Here is a 25,987-nt window from a genome sequence, read left to right as displayed (position 1 = left end):
AAAGGGGTGCTTGTGCCTGCCGGCCATGACTCGCCCGCACTTCCCGGCAAAGCTCCACTCTTATCCGCCAGCAAAGGTTCGCCCATGCTCCTTATGTTAGTCAGCACATACTCACTCATAAACTTCCACCGTCCCCAGCACCGCGACCTGTCCCGGGTAAATCTCCAAATTGGTATCCGCGTTCCCGTTCACCGTCAACTCGGCGTAGTCGATAATCGGCGGAATATCCAGCAGAATCGCTGCAATCCGGGTAAAACGCACCAACGGATCGGTAAAAGCCAGCTGCTTCAAATAAGCGCGCACGCCGTCTTCGATCCGCTTACGCACCTCGGCCAGCGTCGCCCCGCTCGCCAACGTCAGCTTGACGTGGATGTCGATCGGCACCTCTTCGGCCGCCAGCACCGTGACAATCGGTCCCGCCGGTGCCATGCCTTCTCCCTGTCCATCCTGGGTCGGATCGATGTAAGCCTGCGCCGCCGCCACAATTTCCTCGTTGGCCGCCCGCTTTTCCGTGTCCAGCAAAAAAATCCCTACCGTCCCAGGCCCCTTCCACAACGGATCCACCTGCACTCCGCCGACGCCGGGCACCTCTCCGGCCCATTTCATATACTGCGCTTTGTTTCCGCTCGTCCCCTGGTTTCGCACCTGGGAATAAAAACGTTCCAACAGCAGCTCATCCGACTCGGTATCGGCGCCGCCCCGAGTCTCTTCCGGGTTTGTCACCGCCGTGACGCCACTCACCGGAGTCGCGATAATCTCGATCACGCCCGCCGGCACGTTGCCCGCTTGCCCGGCAACAACAGCCCGAATCGTGGCACTTCCCCCACCGTTTTCATCCAGGGTTACCGCCACCGTCGTCTCGTATTCGATCGACGCTTCCGCCGTAACCTCGTCGGCCGGCGTCGCCACGATCGTTCCCGCCGGAACCGTCCTCCCGGGCGTCCCGGTAAACCTGACCATGCCCGTCGCCGCCACAGCCGGCCGCCGGGTCACCCCATGCTCCGCGGCCCGCAAATCGAGGTACTCTCCGTACGTCGTGCTTGCAAACCCGCGCTCCAGCACCTGACGGGCCCAAACCGCCGCCTCCGCCAGCATAAAAGCCGCCGGGGCTTCGGCGTCCCAAATAAAAGAACCCTCGGATTTATCGATATCCGAAGGCACCCGAGCCAGCATCCGCTGCATAATTTGTTCTTCCGTTTGATCCTGCAAATAAAGCGGCAACTCTGCCATCATGTCACACTCCCTTCCGCGATCATCTCTTCCTCCCGGACATTTTTCACCCGGCAGCTAAACCGGCATCCATCGTCCTGCCACGAAAAAGAAAAATCCCCCACGCTTAAAGTGCGGGGATCCACCATCAGCGTCTCCGTTGCGATCCGCTCGATCTCGCTTTCCTGGACGGCGCGGCTGTAGCCTCTGCCGATCAGCTCTTCGAATTCCTGCCCGTACGACCGCGAATAAATCAAATGCCGGTAGCGCGGCGTGCGGATCGCTTTTTCACACCATACCACCCAGGCGGCGGTGTCGTCGGCCCGGGCTATTTTTCGCGTGGGCGTCATTACGAACTCCCCGGCCCCAAAATCAAATCGCCAGCTTCGCCCAAAAGCCACCTCATCATTCGTCGTTTCCGGCGTTTCTTCTTCGGCAGAGGACCACGCATCCACCACCGCTTCCGGAAAAAGATTAGCCATTCCCGCTCACCACCCTGCAAATGACGATCGCATCATTCCCGCCGTTAATCGGCAGCGCCAGCACCCGGTCGCCTGGCTGGTACCGCAAGGTCAACGCCACTCCCGCGGTTTCCGAGGGTTCAAAAGAGAATTCACCTTGCTGTACTTCCACGATGCGTTCTCTTTCGTCATCCAGCCAGCCAGCCTCCCCGGTTAGCGCTAACTCAGGCAGCTTCAACGTCCCCGGAAATTCTGCGACCAAATAATCCTGGATTTCATGCTTAAAGTTGTCCAGCTTCAGCCCCGACCTCGTAATGGTCCCCAGTTCGGCCGAAACGCCCGCCAAAGCTTCCGCCGCTTTCCTCGCGGCATTTTCCCGCAGCGAAACGGCCAAAGCCGCATATGGATCAGTTGTCAAGAAAATACCTCCTTTTCACGTCGGCCTCCGTCGCCAGCTCCAGCGTCATATGACCAGGCTCGCCTAACTCATGGGAGACCGACGTCACGATCAAATTCAATCCGTTAAAATTCACCTTATCCCCGGCACGAACCGTGTTCAGATCCACACAGGTGACGCTAAAGGTCTGTCCCAGACCCATCAGCATGGATTCGGCGAACTTTTTGGCGGCACTGGCGGTTTTGACGTTTTCGTCCTGAACAATCCGCTGCAGCACGCCGTATTTGGCGGTCTCCCCATCCGCTACGGCCAGCACTTTGGATGGCGCATTTTCCTTCTGATCCTCGGTGCCGATAACCTTCACCCGCGTGACCGCGCCTTCCAGCGTGCGGTTTTGCGTCGCTTCTTCCAACTGCTCCAGCACCCAGACCGTTTTGTTGCTGCCGACTTGAAAAAGCGTAAGTCCGGCAGGCATCATCCGCGGAATGTACATGTTGCCTCCAGCCTTAACCGTCTCTTTAAGATCGGACATGATCATGCTGTAAAGCGTCTGCGGCCGGTAGACGGCTTTTTTCAGTTTCGTTTTCGTGTCGGGGACCGAATCGAGCTTGATGTTCCAGTCCGCAGCGTATTTTCGCAGGCGTTGGCTGGCCGTTCCCCCGGCCGGAAAAAGGCACTCATCCTCCGATTTCGCCAAATAAATCGTTCGATCGTACACCGTCACCGTCATATGCTTTGTCTGCTTGATCGAGCTTGAGCATTCCCAAACGACGCCGGGGTGGAGCAGATGCACCATGCTTTTGCCGCCAGCGCCTGAAACGCCGCCGTCCCCGTTAAACGGCACTCCGCTGATGCGGATTTCCTGCCCCGGTTCAATGCCGGGAAAAGACGCAGGAATTTTCAGCTGTATCGTCCCCTGGTAAGAAATCTGGTCCAGCGAATCCTTCAGCGAGATCCCTTCCACCAGCTCGCGCAAATAATATTTGTTCTGCAGTACCACTTCGTAACTCATTGCAGCATCACCAGCTTTTGACCGGGCTTGATTTTGTTCGGGTCCTTGCCGATCGTTTTCTGATTCGCTTTGTAAATCTGCTGCCACTTCGAGCTGTCGCCGAGCTCCAGTTTGGCGATTTTGGACAGCGTGTCGCCGGATTTGACGACGTAGGTTTTCGCCGGCTTTTTCGTATCCGGACGGGTCGATTTTTTGGCCGAAGCCCCCGCCGAAGCTGCCGTATGAACCTTCATTTCCCGCCAAGTCCGGGTGGTCAGGTCGAAGTAAACGTCACCCGGCTCCCCGCCTTTAAAGCTGCTGTTATGCGCCGCAATCGTAACGAGCACATTTACCGCCGTACCGGAAATAATTAGCCGCACCGGCGATTTGCCGTTCATCATCGTGGTCAGCTGATTCATCGCCTCCTGCGGGTCGGGGAGCTTTTCATAGTTGCAGTATCCCGGATCATAGACCGCCGGAAAAAAAGAAGAGAAGGCGATCTCTTTCACCTTCTCTCCAGCCGGAAAATCGTATTCCCCCAGCGACAAAATATTGACCGTCTCCAGCGCCTTGCCGCGGGAAATCCTAATTTCGTCCGGATTCACCGGAAAATAAAAGTCATTGCCCGCTCCGTCTTTCAAATGGATTTCCATCTTCCTCATCGCCCCCTTACTTCAGATTTTGCATGGCGAACCTGACCTCATTGGCGAATTTCTGGCCCGCTATCTTTCCCAATTCTTCATAGTCTAACTCATCTTTGTTGACAGTGAGATTGATGGCGCCTTGGGATAAGGAAACGTTGACCGGAGCTGCCGGTTTATTGAAGTAACCGGGACCACCAATTTTGGACCTTAGTTCCTCAGGCAACTCATAAAAATTAGGAACAGGCGTCCCCATGACCTTAGGAACGAATGGTTCAGGCGGAGTAATTCCCTGCACGCTGGGTGCCATTTCACGGTCGGAATATGCCTGAGGTTTTTGCTCGATTTTCCCATGAAATAAATCGTAAATATAGCTGCCTAAAGGATCGCCTAATAAACCTCCGACAGTAGCTCCAAGGGCAGAACCTACAACAGGTCCAACTGGACCGGTAACTGGAGAAGTCAAAGTTCCGAGCCCTCCCCCGAGGGCTCCTAACACTCCTCCCAAAATGGCAGATGTAACTTTTTGATACCTCTCCTTGCCTGGCTTGGCCGAAAATATCTCGATGCCGTCCATAAGCACCCCGGCATATCCCCCTAATCTTTTTACAACTGGGGTGACTACATTCCCTAAAAATCTGAGACTTTTCGTACCCGCATTCGTTAATCGTCTCATATTTTGGGGAGAAATTTTAGGCTCAAGGCGTGATCGAAACCCCGGCCATTTAGCTTGCCACCAATTTTTAACTGAATCCTTCGCTTCTATTAGTTTCAGGTCAAGAAGTTCCTTATAACGATCCTTAAAGTACTCCTGAATGACCTTTCCCCCAAAGTCTAAGACCTTGAAAGTTCCATCCAAAACATCCTGCAGAGGAGACTGCTTTTTGGAAGAAGTTGAGGATTCCCCTGATTCCTGTGGAGAACCGGATTTAGATTTGAATTCGATCCCCAGTCCGGAAAAAACTTTTTGAGTTGCCTGAACAGGCCCCCATTTGCTAGCTCCCAGCTTTTCAGCTATTTGTAGAGGGTCAAGCATGGTTAAAAAAGATTTAAAGAAAGATTGACCCGATCTTATCCCTGCTTCTGCATACATTGGTGCTTTACGAATCCAATTTTGGAATTGGCTTGATGGACCGCCAGTTTGACCTGAAATGTTATTGGGGAATATCTTAGTCATCTGGCGAGATAGAAAATTAAAAGCATCAAGCTTTGGAACCCCCAAAAAATCGAAAGACGGAGGGGTTTTCCTTTTCGGATTTCCCGAACCTCCGCTCCTCTGTTTCTTACCATCTCCACCTTGTCCAGAATTCTTTTTCTCGGGCACCTTTATAAACCCTAACTCCTGTATGATCTTCTCCTTCAATCCATCACCAAGCGCGCTGGCGATCGACGAGGAGATGCGCTGCATCGTGCTTTTACCGTCGGAGCTTATCCATTTCGTAAAAGAATCCCCAACCGCGGTCTTCCAGTCGACTCCGGCGACCGATACGCGCCAACGGGGGGCGCTGAGCGCCGCAAGCGTGGCGTAAAGCTTAACAGCCGCTTTGGACGCGCGGTCGTCGAGCTGGACGACCGGTTTGACCGTGGTGCGGTGCAGACGCGTTAGCGTGTCGCCGATTTTACGGGCGGCGGAAGAAAAACGGTCGTCCAGCGTGACGATAGGTTTGAGTCGCGTTTTGCCTAAAAGCCCGGCGCGGCGCTGGGTTTGCTGCAGCAGCTTATCCAGGGAACGCAGCTTTTTTTGCGTTTTGTCGATGTCGCGGTTATCGATCTCGATATCGAGCTCGTAGATCTCTTTGTCGGCCATTCGTTACCTCCTTTCTCCGTACTTCGCCTGTCTGCCCGGAACCGGGAAAACCGGGAGCCAAGAGACGCTTACTGCATCTCCAGCTCCCGCTCCGCAAACGCTCTAAGCAGCAGACGCTCTCCTTTGGGGAGCGACCAGTATTCCCCGGGGCGCAGATGATGCCGTGTCCATAAATGGAACAACAGCGTCGTCGTGCCGCCGGAGCCGATCAGTTTTTTAGGTCATCAATGTCGACCCCAAAGCCGGAAATCTCCAGCACTTTATCGCCAACGGCGTCTAGTTCCCCGGCCAGCAGCAGGCGGCGCACCGCCTCTTCCCCGCCGGACAGCTTCAGCCGGCTGATCAGGCGGTCGTCGCCCCAGCCACTCAGCTTCAAACTTTGTGCTTCCCCGCCGTTCTCCCGCTTCTTAACCACTTCCAGCGAGGCGGTCGCTTCCTTGATCAATGCGGCGTTAAACAGCTCGCTGTCGATTTTTTCCGTGACCTGGCCTTTCGTTGTCTTGCGGATCGTGCACCGCTCCCGGATCGCATCCACCTTGCTGGACGTAAGTCCGCGCAGCGTGACCCTTAAACCCAGCCGCCCGATAAAAACGGTCTCTTCCGGCAAATTCGCCGCCGTCTCAAAAAGACCGTCCAAAATTTCCTGCTCATTCAACAGTCCATCCTGACTCAAAATGGTTCCTCCTTCTTTTTCGTAACTGGCCTAATAACCAAAATTAAGACGCCACAATCGGGTCCAGCAGCTCGTACGATTCGAACGTAAACGGCGTTTCCTCAGTAACTTCTTCGCCCGCAGTCCAGTTGGCCAGCTGGATTTTGTCCACCATGCAGTTGTTCAGCTGAATCCGCTCGAAGCCGTAGGCTTCCGGGTCGTCCAGCTTATGGATGATCGAAAACTTCTGGAAGCCCCGCGCGATCATGTCGGACGTCACTTTGTAGCCGCTCATCGTTCCAGTCCCTTTTTTGCGCCCCAGCTTGTAAACGGTATAGTCGGTGCCGACGAGATTCAGTTCCTTTTTCTCCGCTTCGACGTTGGCCTCCAGGTGATTCAAATTCGACTGCCACTGGCCTTCAATAAAAATTTGCCCGTACGTGCCCATAATCACGCGGCCGGGATCAAGAAATTGTGCCATAGATAAGCTCTCCCCTCAAAAATTATTGCACGTAAAACGTGCCGAAAATTTGTTCCATCACATCGGTGTCGTCCGCCTTCCACGCCAGGAAAACCTGATCATCCTCAGGGACAAATTGCGGCGCGCTGCCATAGAAACGCGGATCAAGCGTGACGTCAAAGCCCGACGCCTCAATGACGCTCTCTGCGGCCAACGTCTGCAAATACTGCTTCCCGGCGCCGATCAGGGCCAGCCGGCCTTCCTCGGTATTGTTCACCTTGCCGATGTAATAGTCCTCGGCGGTGCGCTGCAAATCGGCGTTGATCTGGTCGATGACGCGGATTTTGCGGATTTTTTTCCAGCCTTTGTTCTGGCCTTGGCGTGGAGAAATCAAGCTGTTCACACCGCGCAGCACCTTCACCCTGCGGCCGTCGTGGACGAGCAGGAAAACCCCGCCTTGCACCGCCTGCTCCTGTTCGGAGCGGGTCCAGCGCCGCGTGACATCATCGAAAGGCGAGGATGCATACGTCGTCGATTCCTTGAGCGACTGGCCGGCGATCAAACCGGCAACCCAAGCGGCGATCTGCGCGGAACTGTACTCTTTGCCGTTCAAAACCGCGCCGGTACCGACGTTGACGACGCCTTCATAATCGATGACGGCGCTGCGCGTGATCGCTTTGCTCACCGCGTCGGCCCCGGTATCGTCGGCTGCCGAGCCGCCCAGCACCGCGAGAACGCCTTTGCCCTCTTCGCGGACGCGTTTCACCCAGGCCACAATACTAGTGCGCAGTGCCGGATCCGACACCCCGTCGAGCGTTAGTACGTGGAAGTCCTGCGTTTCAAAAGCGGTGATAGCCGCCACATAATCGGCGTTCGTGATGCCGGAAATGCCGCTTTCCCCGCCAGTCAAAGCCGCACCGGACACATCGGCCAACGTACCTTCGCCAGCCGCCTCCGCCGTAATCCAGAGGTTGGCCTTGTCCGCGTTGATCGCGGCCGCCGCAAGCTCGGCCGATCCGCTGCCCAGCGGGAACGTCCGCAGCAGCGTCGAACCTTCATACAGCTTCAATTCCTTGCTGCCGGAAACCGACAGGCTCGGTTGAACCGTAACCTTGAAGCTGTTGCCGCGTTTGCCCGGGTACTTGGCCTTGAGCAAAATCGAAGCGGCGCCTTCCGCATTGTTCAGCGTCAGCGACGCCTCTGTCGCCGTGCTGGCGGCGATCCGGTAGGCGAGCAGCTTTTTCGGCCCTCCCAACAGTGCAAGATACAGCGTCGTCAGCGCGGATGCGCCATCGGAGTCGTCATCCCCGAACAGCTCCCGGATCGCCGCTTCGTTCGCCACCTCCGTGAATTGTCCCACCGGTCCCCAGTGGGCTTTGACCGGAGCGACAACAACACCGCGCGCTCCCGACCCAATCGCGGTCCCCGCCGCGCTCACAAAATTCATGTACAGTCCCGGCAATACCGGCTGATCTGTTAAACTCCATGTTCCTCCTGCCATTTTTACAGCACCTTCTTCCCCAAAAATTGTTTGACGAGCCGCTTGGCCTCATCCACTTGCATCTCCACTTGCATCATCTCTTTGCCAGTTCCGGCCCCGGCCCCAGCCACAGCTCCGGCCAGCACCTCCGGCTTGACCCCCAGCAGCTTTTCGGACGCCGCCATCAGTTCATGAAGCGGATAACTCTTAACTGTAGCTCCAGCTTCCACGACTTTCGCAGCAGCAGCTTCTTGAGCCGCCTTCGTCTGTACTGCCTTGGTGGCTGTCGTTCCCTTTTTCCCTGCCACTTGCCTCACCTCATATTGGATTGATAATGGACGTATTGCATGAGCGGCGCTTCCTCCGCCGGTTTGGCGGTGCGCCGAACTAGCGAAACGGTCAGCGGCCCCACCGCCGCTGTCGTCCCCGTTGCCGCCCCGGTTCCCGAGCCGGCCGCCAGCACGCTCATACTTGGCTCGCCGATGCGCAGAAACGTCCGCTCCGCGCGGTCCAGCGGGATTTTCACCACAGCGCCCAACGCCTCAAGCAACTTCAACATGCCCGTGTGCTCCCGATCGGCATCCTCGGCCCGAAAAAACGCGGTCATCCGCTTTTCGATCTCATAGGATGACGGGCCAAGCGTCCGCACGTCCATGCCGATCATTTGCCACAGCACTGCGGGCCTTGCATGGCCAGGCGGCCAAGCACCGCAGAACGCCGCCCACTCCGGACCAAGCGTCTGCTTCGTCCAGTCGGCTAACGCCGTAAGCCACAAATCGCCGGTAATCTGCACCGGCTCCGCGACAGGCTGCGGCGATAGCAGCGCAATCTGCATCCCGCGCTTTACCGCCCCGCGTTCTTCGTCAATGACGTCTACTGAGCTCGACATCCCCATATACAAACCGGCCCAAAGCTCTCCACTTTCCGCCTGCAGCAACTGCTTGTCGAGTGCATTGACGACGAGTTTGCCCAGCCGATTCAATTCCTCCGGGACAGCCGCGGATACATAGAGATCGATTTCATTTAAAAGCCTGAGCCCTTTCCAAAGACTGCCGGCACTGTCCCCGCCGACCGGCCGCACAACCGCAAAAGGCAGCGTGCTTCCCGCTTGGGCCGGAGGAGGCGAATCGTATATTTCCTTCAACTCCGGCACGGATTCCAGCAGTTTGCCGCGAATTACGCTTACTGCATCTCTAGCAATGATGCTCACCTCCTTTCCAGGTGAAACTCATCGATCACGCAGCGCGGAAGGCTGCAAAACTGTCTGGTTCCTTCAAAACGTCCCCAAATGCAGTCCCGGCAGCGTTCCGGCTGAGCCCAGACCTGCGCCGAAGCCTTTATCGGCGGGCTATTGCTCTTTTTCCGCACACGCATCCTTCCTTCCAAAACAAAAACCGCTGATGGCTCAGCGGCTTTTGCAAAGTTTATAGTCGGGATCAGATCAGGTGTCCCTGATTTCCACATTACCAATTTATCACGGATAAACCCAAGCGAACGGACAAGCAGCGGACAAGCGGCGGACATTCACCGGACAGCAAACGGACAAGTGCGTGAAAAGCGCATAGAAAAGGTATAATGCCCGAAAAAGTTTCTGCAAAAACCACGCTGCCTGAGAAACTCTTCGGCGTAAAGCTCGAGCGTAAAAAATAAGTACAAAAAACGTCCTTATTCCAGCCACATCCATCCATTTGAGAGAAATAGGGGGAATTTATGCCGCTATTTTCCCTCGTCGCAAGAAAATGCCCATGTTCCGGACCATTCTTAGGAAAATAAGTACATAAAATGTCGCTAATGGAGATAAACGTGCTAGGTTCCGGAATATAAGTACATAAAGTTCCGCTATTTTTTGAAGGCCGGCGGTGAGCCAACGGCCAACCTACGGTTAGCCGCCAGTCAACTAACAGTCAGCCAACAGCCAGCCACGGCCAGCCCACAATCAGCCAACGCTGGTTGTTCCGGCAGCCGGCTGTCATCACCGCTTTCTAGGTTGAGCCCTTTTTGCCGGTATTGCGCGTGACTTCGAGCATCCCCCCGCAAAAACACAGGTAAGATGCTCCCTCTCATCTGAAAAATAAGAAAAACGCCTGACGGCGTCCTTTAATGGCTCTGGCTTCTACTTTGGAGCGATTGGAGGGATGGGTGTTCCTTCTTCGGTTCTTTGAGTAACCTTCCCCTTCTTTCATGAAACAGTAGCGTCAAGTACCTCGGCTCTTTCCATCTGTAGTCTACATCCAGTGTACGCTGCTCTAACGGACACTAGCGACCTTTTCCGCCCATTTCCCAGGTATTTCCCAGCCTAACGGACACTGGCGACCCTATTTCGCTCTAAACCCGTTCATCCAGGCCGATTTGAGGTAAATAAGATCATCTGTGTCCGTTTACATTTTGCAAACTCCCGTTTTTTCGCAAATAACGGCACTGGTGTCCCTTAGCCCCCAGGTCCCTCTTCTCCTCCCCTCTCTAACTGCGCATCGCCCTCTACCATACCCGAAATTTTGTAAATTCTGGCTATAAGGTTAAAAAGAGGCCGGCATCAGCCGACCTCGTGTTTCGTTTTTTTCGCCTCTTCTTGCTCCTCATAAACCTCAAGCCTCATCGCCGCCGCCAATATGCGGATGGCGCTGGCTTTGATCCGCCGGTAGGTCCGGTCGCTGATGCCCATTTCGCCGCAACTGATAAAATCGTATTCCCCTTCCGGGCTGAGATAGCTGCGCTCGATCACTTCCCGCTGATCCGCCGACAGTTTCTCCATCGCCATGTCGAGCAGTTCCGATTTCCGGATCAGCTCCGCTTCCTTGTCGGCATTCCGAATCGCCAGGTGCTCGGTTGGTTTGCTGACTTGATAGGTAGCGCCATGATACCGTGGTTCATATCCGGGCGTAATCATCGCCTCCTGCCGGATCATTCCGATTTGCCGGAACTGCCTCACTTCCTCCAACCGTTTTTCCACCGCCAACCGGGTGGCCGCCTCATCAACCGGCACCGAACTAAAAAATGTAGTATATACATGAATCCGTCTTCTTCCCATTAGAAGCCCTCCTGTCCATTATGTTAAAATGAATGCCGCGGTTCTCTGATCTATAAAAACGGGTTCTAAATCAATGCCATTTTGGTAACTCCGGACACCTCTGCTTGTCCGCTGCCGTTTTGCATACCTCCTTCTTATCTATTTCCCCTCCTCAATTTTACCAATTTGGTAAGTTGTATCCTAATTATAAATTACCATTTTGGCAATGTCAATATATCAAATTACCACTTTGGCAATTTTGTAATCACCTTAATTTTTCCATTTATTATATAGACGAACGTATAGAAAAAAGGTTACTTTAGGTATATCTCCCAAAGTAAGCTGCTTTAACTCATTTACCTAATTCCTCTTATAATTGCTATCGAACAGGGTAAAATAGGTACGGAATTCATTAAAGTTCAAGCGCAGGGCATTGTTAATTTTGCCATTTCGTCATCCCATTCAAAAACATCTTTTCTTATTTACCATTCTGTCAATTTATGATATACTGAATTAAACGGCGAAAGAGGAGTATGTATGCAAACGCTAGGCGAGCGGATCAAAATCTTAAGAGAACAAAATAACCTCACGCAAAAAGACCTGGCTGCCAAAGCGGAAATGTCGGTGGCGCAGCTGTCCAGATACGAGACGAACGACCGCAAGCCCGATCCGGAATCACTTCGGAAGATCGTTGACGCCCTGGATACGAACGCCGACTATTTGCTGGGCCGTACGCAGGACCCGTCCCCTTCCGGGGAAAAAGGGAGCAATATGTCTTTTTTTGGCGGCCCCGAAGCGTATACGGCCGATGAAATCGCCATGATGGAAGCTGCCTTAAAAGCATACCGTGAGCAGAAAAAGAAGCTGCTGGGCAGAGATGAACCGAAGTAATCAAGAGGAATGCCGATCAACATCCGGTTTTTACATAATGCACGTTACGGCCCTGATTGCGGGGCCCTTATTTCGGACTTCAAACCGAACATACATTCTTATTCGAGGTGGTTTTTGGATGTTATACGCCTATTATCATGAGACCCTTCTGGAGCAGTGGATTAACACGAAATGCCTGAACTATGGGATTACGAGTCCGGCTGATCTCGACATTGAGCGGCTTGCCGAAGCTTTTGGCGTGGAGCTGGTGTATGAATCTTGCCCATCCTTTTCCGATAATGAAGAGAAAGTGATTTTTCTGAACAAATACAAGGATGCGACGGAAGCCCGGGTTATCTTTTTCCATGAGTTGTGCCATGTGCTCCGGCATGCCGGGGATCAGCGGCACATGAACGCGTTGTTCAAAAACGCCCAGGAAAGCGAAGCCGAGCAGTTCGTGCTATATGCCTCCGTGCCGTTTTACATGTTCGCCAAGCTGTCCGTGCCGGACCATCGCGGCGAAGCGATTCCCTACATCGCCGAACAATTTCAGGTCCCGCTTACGCTGGCCGAGCAGCGGCTCGATCAAATCCAGCGGCGGGTGCTGCACGGCAGTCTAATCGCCGCAGCCCAGGCCGCGAATCGGCGGCAAAAGCAAACGGCTCCAGGATGGTCGAGCGAAACCCAAAGGGTGCTTTCCCAACTGGAGCGTCAAATTAAAGGAAATGGAGGAATGTAACGGATGCGGATCGCGGCTTTTTGCGATTTTTACGATGACGCCCCCCGTCCTCTGCAGCTTGTGGTCCGAGCCCGTCCCGGAGAGCTCGACTGGACACAAACCATATACATACCTGTTTCCGGCCCGTTTGAACCGTTCGAACCCGAGGATTTTGGCGATCTTCCCGGCGTGTCCGTCCTGCTGGAGGATTTGGTGCTTCCTAAGGTGCCGTGGGCGGATGGGGAAACGCTGGATAGTCCGGAACATGCATCGGTCAAAATCATCGGCATCCTTCTCCCCAGCATCGCCCAAAGGCACGGAAATGCGGAGGAAATCCAGCAACTCGTAGTCCAGATGGCCGATGTGGAAGTAGTGCTGACCCTTCAGTCCGGGTCCACCAGCCATTGCTTCAAACCATTATAAATTCGTTTGATGTCAGCCACCCCTTCTTCCAGGGGCGGCAATCTCATGATTTTGCCTTCGGCAGCCAGGGTAACTTTATCCGGGCCGATGTCCAGGCGAATGTCCGATTCAAAAGCCTGATCAGATTCACATTGAACCGGTGATTCCCGGTATAATCCGAATACCACGATATCTACACTTGCTCTATGTATGTACTCTGCCAAATAAGCAGCAACCTGAGTTGATTTCTCACGAAGCAAATATATTGGGAAATAATGAAAGCCATGCAATGCTGCCGACGAATCGTCCACGCATATCCAAGCATGATAGCCTTCGGCGGCAAAAGTCTGCTGTACCCCGTACAGGCAGTTCAGCATATCCATTGTCCGATCGGCAACAACCTGAACAAAAGGAACGTCCGGCAAGGGTTGAGGCGCCACGTCGACGCCTTCCTTTATTCCATACTTCCGCAGCCTTTGCTCCGTCCAGCCGCTGTCCCAATACTTGATGAATGAACGGTAAGCCGCCCTCTGAACCAAGAGCTTAGGTTGCAGCCCGCCATCCCCCGAATAAATGAGATTTTTGCCATGCTTTTGTGCCAGCTTGAGCAGATCGGGAAGATAAAACGGCTTAAGGTTGCCGCCATCCTTGATCACCCAAGTGTCTACATCGCTGTTGGATCTATCCTCCGCCTCCTTACCCGCTGCTGCCACGACTTCTTCCTTAGTGCTTTGCAGTTCATTGGCAACGGAAAACCAATATGGCGCTTGAGTCGATAGGCGTTCCTGTTCTACAGAGAAAATGATGGCTCGCCCAATCCAGTCCGGGTATCCTCCGTTCAATAATAACCCCTGTCCTGCGTTTTGCTCCTTTCGGGCCGCACGCTCTCTAAGACGAATCTTGACTTCGTTAATGCCGCAGGCAGGGGATTCACTTATGATCTCACACACCTTCGCAGTTATCAACGGTGCCGCAAAGCTGTTGAATGGAGGGCACTGAACACGCTGTCCGGAGGACAGGCTTAGCCAATGCTCTGAATAGGCGCTAATATCAATTCCGTCCTCCGGGCCATCATGAAACAAATACTCACCTTGCTTGAGCGAACCTCCCGGATCACTTTTCACACCGATTGTATTGGACAGAGAGGCCGGATACGCAATCATTCCATCATTTTGCCCGGCACAGACCATGATCAGTCCCCGGTAAGCCATTTCATTAATGATTCGGCTCATCGGCAGGCGGTCCCGGAAATGCTGGCTTCCCAGGCTGATATTAACTACTTTCACTTGATGGTCCAGACACCATTTAAGGGCAGCATACAATTGCTCTGCCTTACCTCTGGAATGATCTAATATCCTTACACTACTGATCACAGCGCCGGGGAAATAAGACTGGACTATTGCCGCACACAACGTGCCATGACTATTGGGAATGACTTGAGCAGGGTCCAGCTTTCTGGCCTTCAGATCGGCTGTTATCTCAATGTGATTCAGCAGATTAAACGGGACGGCAGTAGGCACCACTCCCTCATCAATAATCGCCACATGAACCCGCGATGAACTCAAGTCCATCTTCCTCCCTATACCATCTTACTGCCGGCCGTTATTCAGGCCTGTTCAGGGCACCTGCAAGGCTCAATGCCACCAACTGAGGCGGAATATTGGAGTACTCTTCATTTGCTGTAATGTTTACAACGTTCATTAAGGCACCGGAGTCAAGCATATCGGCCTTCATGGCCATCCAACGATCTCGATTGGAGCGTTTCATGTAGAGTTCCAATCGAACCTGCTCCTCGCGCTCTTCCTTCTTCTTTGCTTCCTCCTCTCTCCTCATCCGCGCCATCTTCTCGGGTGAAGGGGCGCAGCCGGACCAATGCGTCCAAGTTCCATCCTCATGAATGATGATTCCTGAAGCGGTCGGCACATCTCCGGTCGCCGCAAGCTGAATTTCAAGGCTTTGCTGATCGCGAAAATAACGCTGGATATGCTGCTCCACCTCGTTTCTGACGCTGGCGTCGGTATTCATCTTCTCCGCAATCGAAGGGGCGATTGTGATGGTGCCAAGCGCTCCGCGCATAATTTCGGAGGTTACCTCCTTTTGCCCTTTGGGGACGGCCCGAATGGATACAGGCACCTGGTATTTTTGCATCAGTTCCCCAGCGACGCGTTCCGTACCCGTCTGATCCAGCTTGCTGTCGAAGCCCGATTGGGGGGCCGGCTTGGCAACCTTTGACGAATAAATCCGCTGGGACAAACCAAACGAAGCTTGTATTCCTTGCATCATTCCTTTGACCTCCGGTACTTCATCAAATTTGGCATGGGCAGCCATTTACTTTAAATATCGTCAAATTCCCAAAAAAAGTGTATGCCATATCATGAAATATGTGGAATAAATTTCTTTAGATGAGCTCGCTGGTTTTCTCTATTTCCGTTTCTGCGGACAAGAGCTCCGCGATCTGATTTAAAGTGCTGAATCGACCGTTAACAATGGCTTCTTCCGGGATGCGCACGTTAAATCTCTTCTCGACTTCAAAAAACAACACCAATAAATCCGCCGGCGAAAAACCAATCCCTGCACCAAGCAGTTCCTCGTCTCCATGACAAGAAGCAAGCTTTTGCGGGTCGGCGCGGAACACTTCGACAAGAAGCCGGAACAGATCTTCCTTCACCCGTTCTTTGATTGCAGTCGTCATTTTGTCCCCCCCTTACATTTCCTGCATTGCAGCGTAGCGGAGCAAATTCCCTTCAAGATGACATGAAAGCTGCGTCATATCCGATTGATTCAAGGAATTAAATATTGTAAATCGGGAATCGGAGAGGTTGCTTTTTTTCTTGTCCACTCCTTGTGTTCCCACCGTCATGAAATTCATGACACCCTCTTGCCTGCTTATATTCCATTCGAACTTTTGATTGGACAAGTTGAAGCAGTCCACCTCAAAGCCAAGTTTGTATTTAACCGATGTATGGAGCTTGTCCAAATATAAAGGGTCCACGTCCTCGAATAGAAGGCTCAATACGGCAGCATCGGGAGACATTGCCTGGGATATCTCGAAGGCCAGGACGCCGAATTTATTGGTAAACGTCGCATTGTAGGGCATGATGCCACCGGGAATCCCAATTATCAAAATATCCGGCTTCTCCTCCCTTTCGATCTGCTTGCATAAACGGTTAAAATATATGATTTTGCTGGATTCTGCCGAGGACTCTAACATATAAGCCGGGAACGACCGAAATCCGAAAATTTCGCAATAAGCTCTGGAGCCGATCTGACTGACCCGGTACCCTTCTTCGAGAAAATACCTCCGCAGCCCCAACTGGATGTCAAATTTATTCGTTCGTTCCGACAGTCCCGCTACGAACAAAACCGGGGTATGGATGGGCAGCAATTGTTCATTGTCAGGCCGGTAAGTTGCGCAGTTTCCATTCCGTAGTCCGTTCTCCAAGCAACTGCATGACGTGCCGTTGGCGGCGCATACTCTTAAAAGCTCGTCATACTCCGAGTCTGCAGGCTTGTAGAGAAACACAAGGTCTTTTCCCCGCAGCGCTGCCTTTGTTAATTCCGAGCCTATGACATCAAAGCCGACATGGTTCTCAGGTTGAGGAACGATCACGGCATCCACGTCTTCCAAGATATGCTCGATAGATTCACCTACCCTAATCCCAATCGTTTCACCGCCAATGGCGATGCCGGCATCCTTCCCCGTCAAGCCAAAACCCGGTGGTGCAAGGGCAGCCACAACCTCATATTCCACCAGCAATTCCCTGAATCTGAGAAGGGGGGCCGATTCCTTGTCATACGGATACACAACCGCTCGTTTCTTCATCCTTCATCCCTTCTTTCCGGTAAAGACTTATAGATGCGCTTCTTCCGGCGAATCTTCAAAATCATATCCCAGTTCACGCAGCACGCAATAGCTTCTAAACATCGCCTCTGTTGATGACCTGATTCGGCTACAATTCTGCAGACGAAGCGCGGAGGATAACTCATGAATACCATCGGCCGTAGCCGCGCACTGCGTGCAAAATCTAAACGCCCAGCATGACCGGCATTGTTTCTCCGTTAACTGGCCTATATTCAAAATCTTACGTGCCTTCTCCACATCAAACCCGTCCGTGATATTTCCGATCCTCATTATCTCCGAGGTCTCGCTTACCCGTTCGCAGGGGTATAAATTGCCGTCAACATCTACAAACAGGCGCTGTACTCCCGGAATACAAGGTCCGGAGGGGTGATCCTTCGTAAAACGGGCGGAAGAAACTTTAATTCTGTTGTGAATGCCGGACGTGAGCTGCGCGTCATACGGCATAACAAACTTTGATACATGCTTCTGTTCCAGTCTTCCAAGTCTCCACAAAAATAACTTGAATATTTCATAATTCATGGACTTGCTGTATTCCGGAGTGATTGGGACCTCATTTTTGCTGTAAGTATCGTTAATCAGAGACGACGAGGTAAACATATCCTTGATCATCTCATAGCTGCAGAAAAAATCGTTGACGCAATTGAAATCCTGACTTGGGTCTACCACCGCATTAAAGCTGATCTTGGACAAATAGGCTGGGAAATGCTCTTTAATCAGTTCCAGATTGTCCATGATGGTTTCGAAGGTACCGCAGCCGTTTACGGCAAACACCCGGTTCTGGTTATGGGTTTGTTCAGGTCCGTCCAAGCTGATTGTCATTCTGACATCATTGTCGCTCAAATATCGGATGGTCTCCAAATCAAACAGTGTAGCATTCGTGGTGAGATTAAACGTAATCGTCTTGCCCGCGGCTTTTTTTTTGGCATATGTAATACAGCTCTTGATCAACTTGATTTCCAGCAGCGGTTCTCCTCCGTAAAACCCCAGGTTAATTGCCGGTGAGTCGACGGAATGGTTTATAAAAAAATCAATCGCCCGAAACGCGACTTCCCGGTTCATTCTCTTATTGGAATGCACTCGGTTGGCATAGCTTCCGGAATAAATGCAGTATTTGCACCTGAGGTTGCAGTTCTGCGTAACCTGAAGAGCCATTGTTCGCAGTCGCCGGTCAAGGTCGTATTCCAGCGTTTCATCCATCGGGTGAAGCATTTCGAAGTCCCGCCGGGCTGAAAGATAACCTCTGCTAACCAGTTCATTCCATTCCGCCGCCTTGGGCTTGTCCTCATCTTCATGCGTACCGGCCTGTACCGCATTCAGAACGGAATCCTCAAGCTGGACAATTGCGTTTGTATTCGCATCAAACAAATAACCGTGTTTTGGTGTATGAAATATATGAATTAAAGGTTTATTCATCAATTTCAGCCCTCCCTTTTTATTGGCAGTCAGGGGCCAAGGCAATTCGCCCCGGCCGCTGACTGATCCAACCCAAACTTTTAGAGTGAGCGGATAAGCAAGAAGTCCATTTCCGTTTGAATTTTGTTCACTTGAACCATTGTTGCGTTTGGCGCGGAAGTAGACGTGCAGCTGCAGGCAATGCAAGGATAGCTGCAATTGCAGGCTGCGTAGGCTTCAAGCGTTTCCTGAACAAGATTCGATTTTTTGCCCAGCTTCTTCATGTTCTGTCCCCCTCTCTTTAGTCAGATTCAATCTATGAAAGTGCCCTTAAAGCAGGCTCGTCTTCCGTCCCGGCTCAAGAGCCCTATAGATTGCGACACCATACATGCCTTTGAAACAAGGTGACCATTATGAATAAGTGATCCGCAATTCTCGCTTTCACTTTTACTAATTCCATAGATAGAGGAAAATCACATATATTCTGGGTAATTTTCACTACTTATTTTTAACCGACTATAACATTCTATTGTTGGTAAATGTTCACAATCAGATCGGTGATTGACCATAAACTTTGGAACTTGTTGAATGACAACAAATCTATTAGTAAGAAAGCCTCATGAAGGAGATGAGAGATTGATGACAGATAAACAGATTATTTTAAGGCTGATGCGCCTATTCAGGCCTCATCTTAAGCCTATAATTGCAGTATTTGTCTGCCTTTTGGCCTCTACCGGGGCCAATCTGCTCATTCCCCTTGCTTCCAAACAAATTATGGACGCTGGTTTTCTTCAAAATGATCTTATGGCCATCGCCGGCTACGCCTCTTTAGCTTTGGGGCTTGTTGCCGCCGATCGGCTGTTCGGGATATTCAAAGAAAAAATCCGCGCCGAAATCAGTCTCCAAATCACTTGCGGCCTCTACGATCAGGCCTACGATCATCTTTCCAGACTGAAGCTGCGCCATTTTAGCCGGACCAACGACGGACAGCTATTTAATCACATTAGTACCGATGTAGGAAATATGGCTGCCGTTGCGGACAGCGGTGTCTTTTTTGTCTTTGCGCAAATGTTCAGCATGATCGGAGGGATGGCTGGTCTTTTCCTGATCGACTGGAGGCTCGCCCTGGCTGTAATCGCCTTTATTCCGGTGAGATTTATTACGGTCAAGTTTTTTTCTCAAAGAAGAAAACGCCTGGTTCATACGTACATTGAATCATCCGGTGAGTTTGCCGGCTGGTTCGCCGATACATTCGGAGGCATCAGGGAATTGCGGCTTTTCGGAATGGTGAATGACAAACGAAAGGAATTCGAAACTAAACTGCATACCGTAGTTCAAAATCAGAAAAAAGCAGCTCTGCTGGAAGCCTGGAATGCAGCATTCGAATCCGTGCTCCTGCAGCTCTTGATTACCTTTCTCTACATCATCGGCGCCAATCTCGTGTTCGAGCTCCAGCTTACCGTCGGCAGCATTTTTGCTTTTATCACTTACAGTGCTTACGTAACGGCGCCTATTTCCTCCATCCTAATGGTTGGATACATGCTTGCGGGCATCCTTCCTTCAGCAAAACGTTTCTATGAATTTCTTGAATGGGATGAAGAAGAAACCGACAGCGTAACGACGGAGGAAATGTCAAATCCGCCTGTTCAGGAGCGGCAAATAATTAAAGAACATCTCGAATTTGACCATGTCTCCTTCGCTTATACGTCCGGACAGCCGGTTCTGACGGATATCAGTTTTGCAATTAACGCCAGGGAAAAGGTCGCGCTCATAGGTGAAAACGGTTCAGGCAAGACTACCCTCATTGAACTTATCTTGCGCTTCCACACCCCTGACGCCGGAACGATCCGGGTTGACGGAACGGATATACGAGCTTGGGAATTGGAAAAATACCGCGCTCAGTTCTCAGTCGTATCCCAGCAGGTCTATTTGTTCGACGCTAAACTGCTGGACAATATTGCGTTTGGCTCGACGGCTGACGAAGAGGACATTCAAAAAGCGGTAGAAGCCAGCCAATTGTCCGAGTTCGCAGCCACCCATGCAGAACCGATCAAGGTAGGTCCCAACGGGTCCATGCTGTCAGGAGGGCAAAGACAAAAAATAGCGATGGCGCGAGCCCTTGTCAGCGATAAATCCGTATTTATTTGGGATGAAGCAACCTCCAATCTGGATGTTTCCTCAGAATTGAACATCAACAGGCTGCTGGACACCAGACTTAAGGACAAAACCGTTATTCTGGTTACCCACAAAGCCGATATTCTTGAGAAAATGGACAAGATCATTTTGCTGCATCAAGGGAAAGTAACTCAGGTTGGTTGTCATCAAGACTTGTTGGAAAATAATGATATTTACAAAAATATGTTCATGGCCTATAAAGAGAAGCGGTCGGTATCTCAGATATAAACCAGAGGATATGTGACAAAATATACTGAACAAACAAATGAATTTTGAGATAATTTAGTAAATTATTAATTATTATGTATTTTAATCATTTTTTACCAATCGCTGTGCTTGCGGTTGTTCCTGTTACCGCTATAAACAGATAGGAGGAGTAATCCATGTGTCAACTTTCTACTTGTAGCCATGATTTTATTCGCCAAATCTGTGAGCAATATTATGCAGAGGTATACCAATTTTGCAAGCACTTAGTAAAAAACGACGTTCAATTCCGCGATGTAGTCGAAGATTGCACTCAAGAAACATTTCTACTGGCAGGCAAACATGCCGAGAAATTAAAGAGCCATCCCTGTGTCAAAGGATGGCTTTTTTCAACGGCAAAAAATTTGGTAAGAAAATCATTTCGCACCTATGGCTCCAAACAAAAGCATGAAGCAATCCTTGCCGACAACACTACCTGTTCAAGTCCTTCTGCGGAACTAGAGATGGAATGGCTGCAGGATAGTCAGATTGATATTGAGAACATGAAAGCAGACATTCTCGTAAACCTCAAGGATCAGGAATACGCGCTTTATTTGGACTATTTTGTTCATAAAAAAACCGTAGCCGAAATTTCCGCTTCGAATGAAATTTCCCATACGGCAACCACTACAAGAATCTGCCGTTTGCGTAAATCCATCAAGCAAATTGTCAGTTCTGTAATTGAATCAGAGCAGTAACCTTACCTGCTCACTAATATTTCACCACCGGCCACTTTTCTTTGCGCAGCGCGTCCATCAGCAATGGGCCGGCATGCAGGTTGCTCTGCACCAGCTCTCTGGGCGTTAAAGCCATCCACTGATTCAAGGAGATGTCCGCAAACCGGTCGCTTTTGAAGATTTCCAAAAACCAGATGCTTTTGTCGCCCGTATTTTGGATGTAATGCCCGAAGGCAAACGGCACATAACCCACGTCCCCCGCCCGGACGTTAAACGTACGCGCCGCTCCGTGTCCGGCGAAAACGGTCATCCTGCCTTGGCCCGACAAATAATATTGCCACTCGTCATTATTCGGATGCCAATGCAATTCGCGCATGCCTCCGGGTTCGATTTCAACCAGGGCGGCGGCGACCGTTTTCGATATGGGAAAATTGGAAGAATCCGCGATGCGGACGCTTCCTCCCGGGGTCTTTATCGGCTTTTGCGCCAACATCCGGTGCTTGAAGCTGACCGGGACTTCGCCGTACGGTGAAGTAATCTTTTGGCTTTCCAGCGGGCCGGGGACCCGGCCTTGATAAATATATACCTGCTCCTTCGGGATATGGTCGAACGCTTTGCGGGGAACCCCGAAATTGGCGGCCAGCACTTCTTTGGGCGTATGGGCAAACCAATCCGAAATCGACAGCGTATTTATGTCGGAGAAATGTCCGTCGTCAAACACGAGCAGAAATTCGCAGCCTTCTTCCAACCCTTGAATCGAATGGGGGATGCCGGGCGGAAAATACCAGAGGTCCCCTACGCCAACGTCGGCGATAAAATTTCTCCCGTCTTGATCCACAGCCGTGATCCGGGCTTTGCCATCGATCATAAACGACCATTCCGCCTGCTGATGCCAGTGAAGCTCCCGCACCCCGCCCGGCGTCAGTCTCATGTTCACGCCAGCCAGCGTTGTCGCGACGGGAAGCTCGCGTATCGTGATTTCCCGTGACCAGCCTCCGTGATCCAATTGCATGTGCGTGTCGGAAAACGAAAATTTCAAATTGGGAATCAACCCCTGGTCCGTGACCGGAGGAACCAGCATATCCGGATTTTCCAAGTCCCGCATGACGTCCCGGGGCCCCGGATCCGTCGCCCCGCTGCCGTCCGGACGAATGGGCTCGGGAATAGGCACGCCTCCGGAACGAGGTTCATCAGGAATACGGTTCTCCATAAGGATCAATCACTCCTCTGCCGAAAGTACGGCATCATTTTCCTTAATCAATTGATCCTATTCACCCCGCCGGCCAATTATGTTTGTTTGGCGTGTATCTATTTCTCAAGCACCAGTTCCAGCCGGACCGAAATGTCGTTTTCCGTTTCCAAGACGACATTATGCGGATTTTGCAAGCCGAAATCAGCGAAGGTCACGGTCGTTGTGCCGGATAATCTCACCTGGTTGTCCTGGTAAAGCGCTTGTCCATCAAATGTGACCTCTTTGTCAATCCCTTTGACGTTGATCGTTCCGGCCATCTTAAAGTCGTAAACCGTCCCTTCCTCCCATTCGCTGGGCAGTCCTTCAAAAGAGGCGGCGGTGAATGTGGCCTGGGGATACTGCGCTACATCAAAAAAGTCCGCGGTTTTAATATGTTCGTCCCGCTGGCCGTTCCCGGAGCTGACTTCGCTCATCTCCAAGGTCCCTTCGGCCTTCATGTTTTCGGGCTGGTCCAGCTGGATCGTCCATGCTCCGCTGACCGCGGCATTTTCAAAGTTTACGGTTTCGCGCGAAGTCGTCACGGAAAAATAAACCTTGGAAGCGTCGGTAATGCTCCATTCCCCGTTCAACTGTTCGGCGGTTACGGCCGGTTTTTCTCCGTCCGGTGAAGCTTCGGCCACAGCCCCGCTTGCCGGAATGGCTTCCACGATCTCCACCTTGTTCCCCAGGTAACTGTCCATAAACATATAACCGCCGACTCCTATCAAAATCACTGCAGCGGTTCCGCCCGCGATGATCCAGTTTCTCGTTTGTTTATTCATTTTTCAGAAAACCTCCTAATCCCTATTTATCACATAAACTACCAGTTGAATGTGTCGGGATGATGTCAGAACAATATTTTTTCCGTAAATTGGATTTTTTGAAAATTCCCGTGGGTCCGGGGCTTGCGGACGGGTCCGGCATATGGTATTCATGTAAACAACGAGATTTGGAGAAAAAGGAGCTTTCCGTGAAGACCATTCTTATTATTGAAGACGAGGAAGCGATTTCGCGCGTGCTCGCCGCATACGTGAAAAAAGCAGGCCACCTCCCCGTCAGGGCCGCCACCGGCGCGGAGGCGATGGAGCAATTCGACCGCAAGGCCCCGGACTTGATATTGCTGGATCTCATGCTGCCCGATTCGGACGGAATGGACCTGCTGACCGCGATCCGAAAAAAGAGCGCCTGCCCCGTTATTATGCTAACGGCGAGGGACGGAATATCGGACCGGCTCAACGGCCTCAACGGAGGGGCCGACGATTACATGGTCAAGCCGTTCGTCCCGGAGGAGGTCATCGCCCGGATCAACGCCGTGCTGCGCCGGCCGCCGCATTGGAATGACCAACGCAGCACAAGAATTTACGGCAACCTGCACATCGACTTGGCCGCCAAGCAGGTTTTGGTCAACGGGGCCGAGGTCGCGTTAAATCCCCGTGAGTTGGCTTTGCTGCTTTTTTTGACCGAGCGGCCCAACCGGACTTTTACCCGTGAACAGTTGATCGAGCAGGTTTGGGGGATGGATTATGATGGGAGCGACCGGGCCGTCGATCTGTCGATTAAGCGGCTTCGCCAAGCGTTGTCGCATTGGCCGGCGAAAGACGGTGAAATCCGCACACTGCGGGGAATGGGGTATCAATTATGGGTCAAAGAATAAAACCAAAACCTAAGCAAACCTCGATCCTGTCTTACTGGACCCTGCGGTATTTTGCCATCTTGTGCCTGGGTCTTGCCATTATCACCGTGGCCGCGGTGTATTGGATCCGGGAAACGGCGAGGGACAGCCGGCTGAAAACGACCGGACTGCTCGGCCAGGAAATATCGGAACGGGTTACCTCCCCAAACGGGGAAATTGTCATTCCGCCCGATTTTGAGCATTTGTTGAAAAGCCGGTTTGTTTATTTCAATCTGGACAAAGACGAGCTTTGTCTGATTATTACCGATAATCAGGGGAAACTCGTGTTCTCCAAGCCGAAAATCAGCAATACAGATCTAAAGCATAAGCTGACGGACGATCTGGCCGAGTCGCGCGACAACCGGTTTATGGCGGTAACGACTCCGATCATGAGCGGGGGCGAAAAAAAAGGACAGGTCGCTTTGCTTCAATCCAAGCGCTCGCTGACCTATAGTCCAAACGAAATCGTTTTGGTCGTGCTGCTGCTGCTGACGCTCATTTTGTGCGGTTGGATCACGCTTTACGCTTTATCCCGCAAGCTGTCGCGCCCGATTCGCCGCGTCGCCCTAGGCGCCAGGCAGATCGCCGCCGGCTCTTACGACGTCAACCTGGATATCGCCACGCCGGAGCGCGAAATCCAGGAGCTGATCGGCTCCTTTAAAGACATGGCCGTCCGCCTTAAGCAGCTGGAAGCGTGGCGGGCGCTGCAGCTTGCCGGAGTAACCCATGAGTTGAAAACCCCGGTCACCTCCATCAAAGGTTTGCTTCTGGCAGTGCGCGAAGGGGTGGTGAACCGGGAGGAAGCCGAGGAATTTTTGGATATCGCCCTGAAAGAATCGGAACGGTTGGAATGGATGGTTGCCGACCTGCTCAACTACAATGCCATTTCCTCTGGCAGCCTGGAAGTGAAGAACAGCCCGCTTCATGTGAAGCTGCTTATTGAGGAAATCGTCTATCAATGGGGGTTGTTCCATGAGGAAGAGCAAGCCTCCGTGACGATCGAACCCGGCGGGGAGGAGCTTGTCGCCCTCGGGGATGCCCTGCGGATTCAGCAAATCGTGGTGAATCTGCTGAACAACGCCCTGCAAGCCGCGGCGGACGAACGCCCGCTCCGTGTCGCTATCCGGCTGATTCCGCACGACAGATACTTGGATATCCACGTCCGCGACAACGGCAGCGGCATATCGGCGGAGGAGCAGCCGCATATCTTTGAGCAGTTCTACCGCGGGCAAGCCAAGAAGCGGAAAGTGCGCGGGCTGGGACTCGGCTTGACCTACAGCCGGCTGCTCGCCCGCGCCCAAGGCGGCGACCTTACGCTTGCCGGCAGTTCGGACGTGGGGAGTACGTTTATGCTTAAGCTGCGGCGGGAACAGCCGAACTGGAAGCAAAAGGACTGGGAACAAAAGCCGGAACGTAAACACAGCCTTGAGCGGGCGGCGGCGGATACCGGCCGTTAAGCGCTTGAAGCTTAAAGAGCATGGCCGCCTGTCACTAACTAGCGGCCATGCTCCTCCAAAATAGGCGCCGATAATCGCTTGACGGCTTCGGCTGCTTGATTTGCCAATTCGAGCGATGCCATATCCCACGAAAAGCACGAAATGCATAAGTGCATGCGATTTTCGTCGAAACTCCTCGAAACG

General features: G+C 52.1%; 27 protein-coding genes. 7 read left to right on the top strand and 20 right to left on the bottom strand.

Going from position 1 to position 25,987, the window contains the following annotated elements:
* Positions 1 to 111 precede the first annotated feature (111 nt).
* The 12 genes from ACLD72_RS11450 to ACLD72_RS11395 form a co-directional block, all read right to left on the bottom strand.
* Complete coding sequence (locus tag ACLD72_RS11450; RefSeq protein WP_411002668.1) at positions 112 to 1,230, bottom strand: baseplate J/gp47 family protein; 1,119 nt, start codon at positions 1,228 to 1,230, stop codon at positions 112 to 114.
* Entirely contained in the window at positions 1,230 to 1,691 is a 462-nt protein-coding gene (locus ACLD72_RS11445) for a DUF2634 domain-containing protein (RefSeq protein WP_411002630.1), read from the bottom strand. The genes ACLD72_RS11450 and ACLD72_RS11445 overlap by 1 nt, the downstream gene beginning before the upstream one ends.
* Positions 1,684 to 2,088: a hypothetical protein gene (locus tag ACLD72_RS11440; RefSeq protein ID WP_251595846.1), complete on the bottom strand. Its 405-nt coding sequence runs from the start codon at positions 2,086 to 2,088 to the stop codon at positions 1,684 to 1,686. The genes ACLD72_RS11445 and ACLD72_RS11440 overlap by 8 nt, the downstream gene beginning before the upstream one ends.
* Positions 2,078 to 3,079: an XkdQ/YqbQ family protein gene (locus ACLD72_RS11435; RefSeq protein ID WP_411002631.1), complete on the bottom strand. Its 1,002-nt coding sequence runs from the start codon at positions 3,077 to 3,079 to the stop codon at positions 2,078 to 2,080. The genes ACLD72_RS11440 and ACLD72_RS11435 overlap by 11 nt, the downstream gene beginning before the upstream one ends.
* Positions 3,076 to 3,711, bottom strand: coding sequence for a LysM peptidoglycan-binding domain-containing protein (locus ACLD72_RS11430; protein WP_411002632.1), 636 nt, complete (start codon positions 3,709 to 3,711; stop codon positions 3,076 to 3,078). Before ACLD72_RS11430 ends, ACLD72_RS11435 begins: the two co-directional genes overlap by 4 nt.
* 16 nt (positions 3,712 to 3,727) lie before the next feature.
* Positions 3,728 to 5,506 carry a hypothetical protein gene (locus ACLD72_RS11425; RefSeq protein ID WP_411002634.1) on the bottom strand — a complete coding sequence of 593 codons (1,779 nt, stop codon included), beginning with the start codon at positions 5,504 to 5,506 and terminating at the stop codon, positions 3,728 to 3,730.
* Between the two features lie 208 nt (positions 5,507 to 5,714).
* The gene (locus ACLD72_RS11420; protein ID WP_036620919.1) at positions 5,715 to 6,179 is read right to left on the bottom strand and encodes a phage tail assembly chaperone; all 465 of its coding nucleotides are present in this window, start codon (positions 6,177 to 6,179) and stop codon (positions 5,715 to 5,717) included.
* 43 nt (positions 6,180 to 6,222) lie between these two features.
* On the bottom strand, positions 6,223 to 6,639 hold the full coding sequence (locus ACLD72_RS11415) for a phage tail tube protein (RefSeq protein ID WP_036620917.1): 417 nt from the start codon (positions 6,637 to 6,639) through the stop codon (positions 6,223 to 6,225).
* Between the two features lie 22 nt (positions 6,640 to 6,661).
* A complete protein-coding gene (locus tag ACLD72_RS11410) occupies positions 6,662 to 8,119 on the bottom strand; it encodes a phage tail sheath family protein (RefSeq protein WP_411002635.1) in 1,458 nt (485 codons plus the stop codon).
* Between the two features lie 2 nt (positions 8,120 to 8,121).
* Complete coding sequence (locus ACLD72_RS11405; RefSeq protein ID WP_411002636.1) at positions 8,122 to 8,406, bottom strand: hypothetical protein; 285 nt, start codon at positions 8,404 to 8,406, stop codon at positions 8,122 to 8,124.
* A gap of 5 nt (positions 8,407 to 8,411) precedes the next feature.
* A complete protein-coding gene (locus tag ACLD72_RS11400) occupies positions 8,412 to 9,308 on the bottom strand; it encodes a hypothetical protein (protein ID WP_411002637.1) in 897 nt (298 codons plus the stop codon).
* 1,323 nt (positions 9,309 to 10,631) lie between these two features.
* Positions 10,632 to 11,126 carry an ArpU family phage packaging/lysis transcriptional regulator gene (locus tag ACLD72_RS11395; RefSeq protein WP_128634731.1) on the bottom strand — a complete coding sequence of 165 codons (495 nt, stop codon included), beginning with the start codon at positions 11,124 to 11,126 and terminating at the stop codon, positions 10,632 to 10,634.
* 516 nt (positions 11,127 to 11,642) lie between these two features.
* On the opposite strand from ACLD72_RS11395, the gene ACLD72_RS11390 reads away from it, so the two are divergent.
* The 3 genes from ACLD72_RS11390 to ACLD72_RS11380 all read left to right on the top strand — a co-directional run bounded on the left by ACLD72_RS11390 (position 11,643) and on the right by ACLD72_RS11380 (position 13,116).
* Positions 11,643 to 11,996, top strand: a complete 354-nt coding sequence (locus ACLD72_RS11390; RefSeq protein ID WP_411002638.1) for a helix-turn-helix domain-containing protein — start codon at positions 11,643 to 11,645, stop codon at positions 11,994 to 11,996.
* Positions 11,997 to 12,114: 118 nt separating this feature from the next.
* Positions 12,115 to 12,714 (top strand): ImmA/IrrE family metallo-endopeptidase, encoded by a 600-nt coding sequence (locus ACLD72_RS11385; protein ID WP_411002639.1) that lies wholly within the window; start codon positions 12,115 to 12,117, stop codon positions 12,712 to 12,714.
* A gap of 3 nt (positions 12,715 to 12,717) precedes the next feature.
* Positions 12,718 to 13,116 carry a hypothetical protein gene (locus tag ACLD72_RS11380; RefSeq protein WP_458475770.1) on the top strand — a complete coding sequence of 133 codons (399 nt, stop codon included), beginning with the start codon at positions 12,718 to 12,720 and terminating at the stop codon, positions 13,114 to 13,116.
* Here the strand turns inward: ACLD72_RS11380 and ACLD72_RS11375 are convergent.
* From ACLD72_RS11375 to ACLD72_RS11350, 6 genes are all read right to left on the bottom strand, one after another.
* Complete coding sequence (locus ACLD72_RS11375; RefSeq protein ID WP_411002641.1) at positions 13,077 to 14,660, bottom strand: S8 family serine peptidase; 1,584 nt, start codon at positions 14,658 to 14,660, stop codon at positions 13,077 to 13,079. The two genes, ACLD72_RS11380 and ACLD72_RS11375, sit on opposite strands and share 40 nt — an antisense overlap.
* Positions 14,661 to 14,697: 37 nt before the next feature.
* On the bottom strand, positions 14,698 to 15,378 hold the full coding sequence (locus tag ACLD72_RS11370) for a DUF6033 family protein (protein ID WP_458475769.1): 681 nt from the start codon (positions 15,376 to 15,378) through the stop codon (positions 14,698 to 14,700).
* Positions 15,379 to 15,493: 115 nt separating this feature from the next.
* Positions 15,494 to 15,787: a hypothetical protein gene (locus tag ACLD72_RS11365; protein ID WP_411002644.1), complete on the bottom strand. Its 294-nt coding sequence runs from the start codon at positions 15,785 to 15,787 to the stop codon at positions 15,494 to 15,496.
* A gap of 12 nt (positions 15,788 to 15,799) precedes the next feature.
* Positions 15,800 to 16,918, bottom strand: coding sequence for a TIGR04066 family peptide maturation system protein (locus ACLD72_RS11360; RefSeq protein WP_411002645.1), 1,119 nt, complete (start codon positions 16,916 to 16,918; stop codon positions 15,800 to 15,802).
* Positions 16,919 to 16,945: 27 nt separating this feature from the next.
* The gene (gene ccpM, locus ACLD72_RS11355) at positions 16,946 to 18,370 is read right to left on the bottom strand and encodes a Cys-rich peptide radical SAM maturase CcpM (protein WP_411002646.1); all 1,425 of its coding nucleotides are present in this window, start codon (positions 18,368 to 18,370) and stop codon (positions 16,946 to 16,948) included.
* Between the two features lie 80 nt (positions 18,371 to 18,450).
* Entirely contained in the window at positions 18,451 to 18,633 is a 183-nt protein-coding gene (locus tag ACLD72_RS11350; protein WP_411002647.1) for a CLI_3235 family bacteriocin precursor, read from the bottom strand.
* Between the two features lie 355 nt (positions 18,634 to 18,988).
* On the opposite strand from ACLD72_RS11350, the gene ACLD72_RS11345 reads away from it, so the two are divergent.
* A complete protein-coding gene (locus ACLD72_RS11345) occupies positions 18,989 to 20,752 on the top strand; it encodes an ABC transporter ATP-binding protein (RefSeq protein ID WP_411002669.1) in 1,764 nt (587 codons plus the stop codon).
* A gap of 155 nt (positions 20,753 to 20,907) precedes the next feature.
* Entirely contained in the window at positions 20,908 to 21,465 is a 558-nt protein-coding gene (locus ACLD72_RS11340) for an RNA polymerase sigma factor (protein ID WP_411002648.1), read from the top strand.
* A 13-nt stretch (positions 21,466 to 21,478) separates the two neighbouring features.
* On the opposite strand, the gene ACLD72_RS11335 is transcribed toward ACLD72_RS11340, so the two are convergent.
* Both ACLD72_RS11335 and ACLD72_RS11330 read right to left on the bottom strand, forming a co-directional pair.
* Positions 21,479 to 22,654 (bottom strand): oxalate decarboxylase family bicupin, encoded by a 1,176-nt coding sequence (locus ACLD72_RS11335; RefSeq protein WP_411002649.1) that lies wholly within the window; start codon positions 22,652 to 22,654, stop codon positions 21,479 to 21,481.
* Positions 22,655 to 22,752: 98 nt separating this feature from the next.
* Positions 22,753 to 23,457 carry a YceI family protein gene (locus ACLD72_RS11330; RefSeq protein WP_411002650.1) on the bottom strand — a complete coding sequence of 235 codons (705 nt, stop codon included), beginning with the start codon at positions 23,455 to 23,457 and terminating at the stop codon, positions 22,753 to 22,755.
* Between the two features lie 188 nt (positions 23,458 to 23,645).
* On the opposite strand from ACLD72_RS11330, the gene ACLD72_RS11325 reads away from it, so the two are divergent.
* Both ACLD72_RS11325 and ACLD72_RS11320 read left to right on the top strand, forming a co-directional pair.
* A complete protein-coding gene (locus ACLD72_RS11325) occupies positions 23,646 to 24,329 on the top strand; it encodes a response regulator transcription factor (RefSeq protein WP_411002670.1) in 684 nt (227 codons plus the stop codon).
* Positions 24,314 to 25,804, top strand: a complete 1,491-nt coding sequence (locus ACLD72_RS11320; protein WP_411002651.1) for an ATP-binding protein — start codon at positions 24,314 to 24,316, stop codon at positions 25,802 to 25,804. Before ACLD72_RS11325 ends, ACLD72_RS11320 begins: the two co-directional genes overlap by 16 nt.
* Positions 25,805 to 25,987: the final 183 nt, after the last annotated feature.

This window comes from Paenibacillus lacisediminis (assembly GCF_046567315.2).
This window is presented reverse-complemented; position numbering and strand designations above follow the sequence as displayed.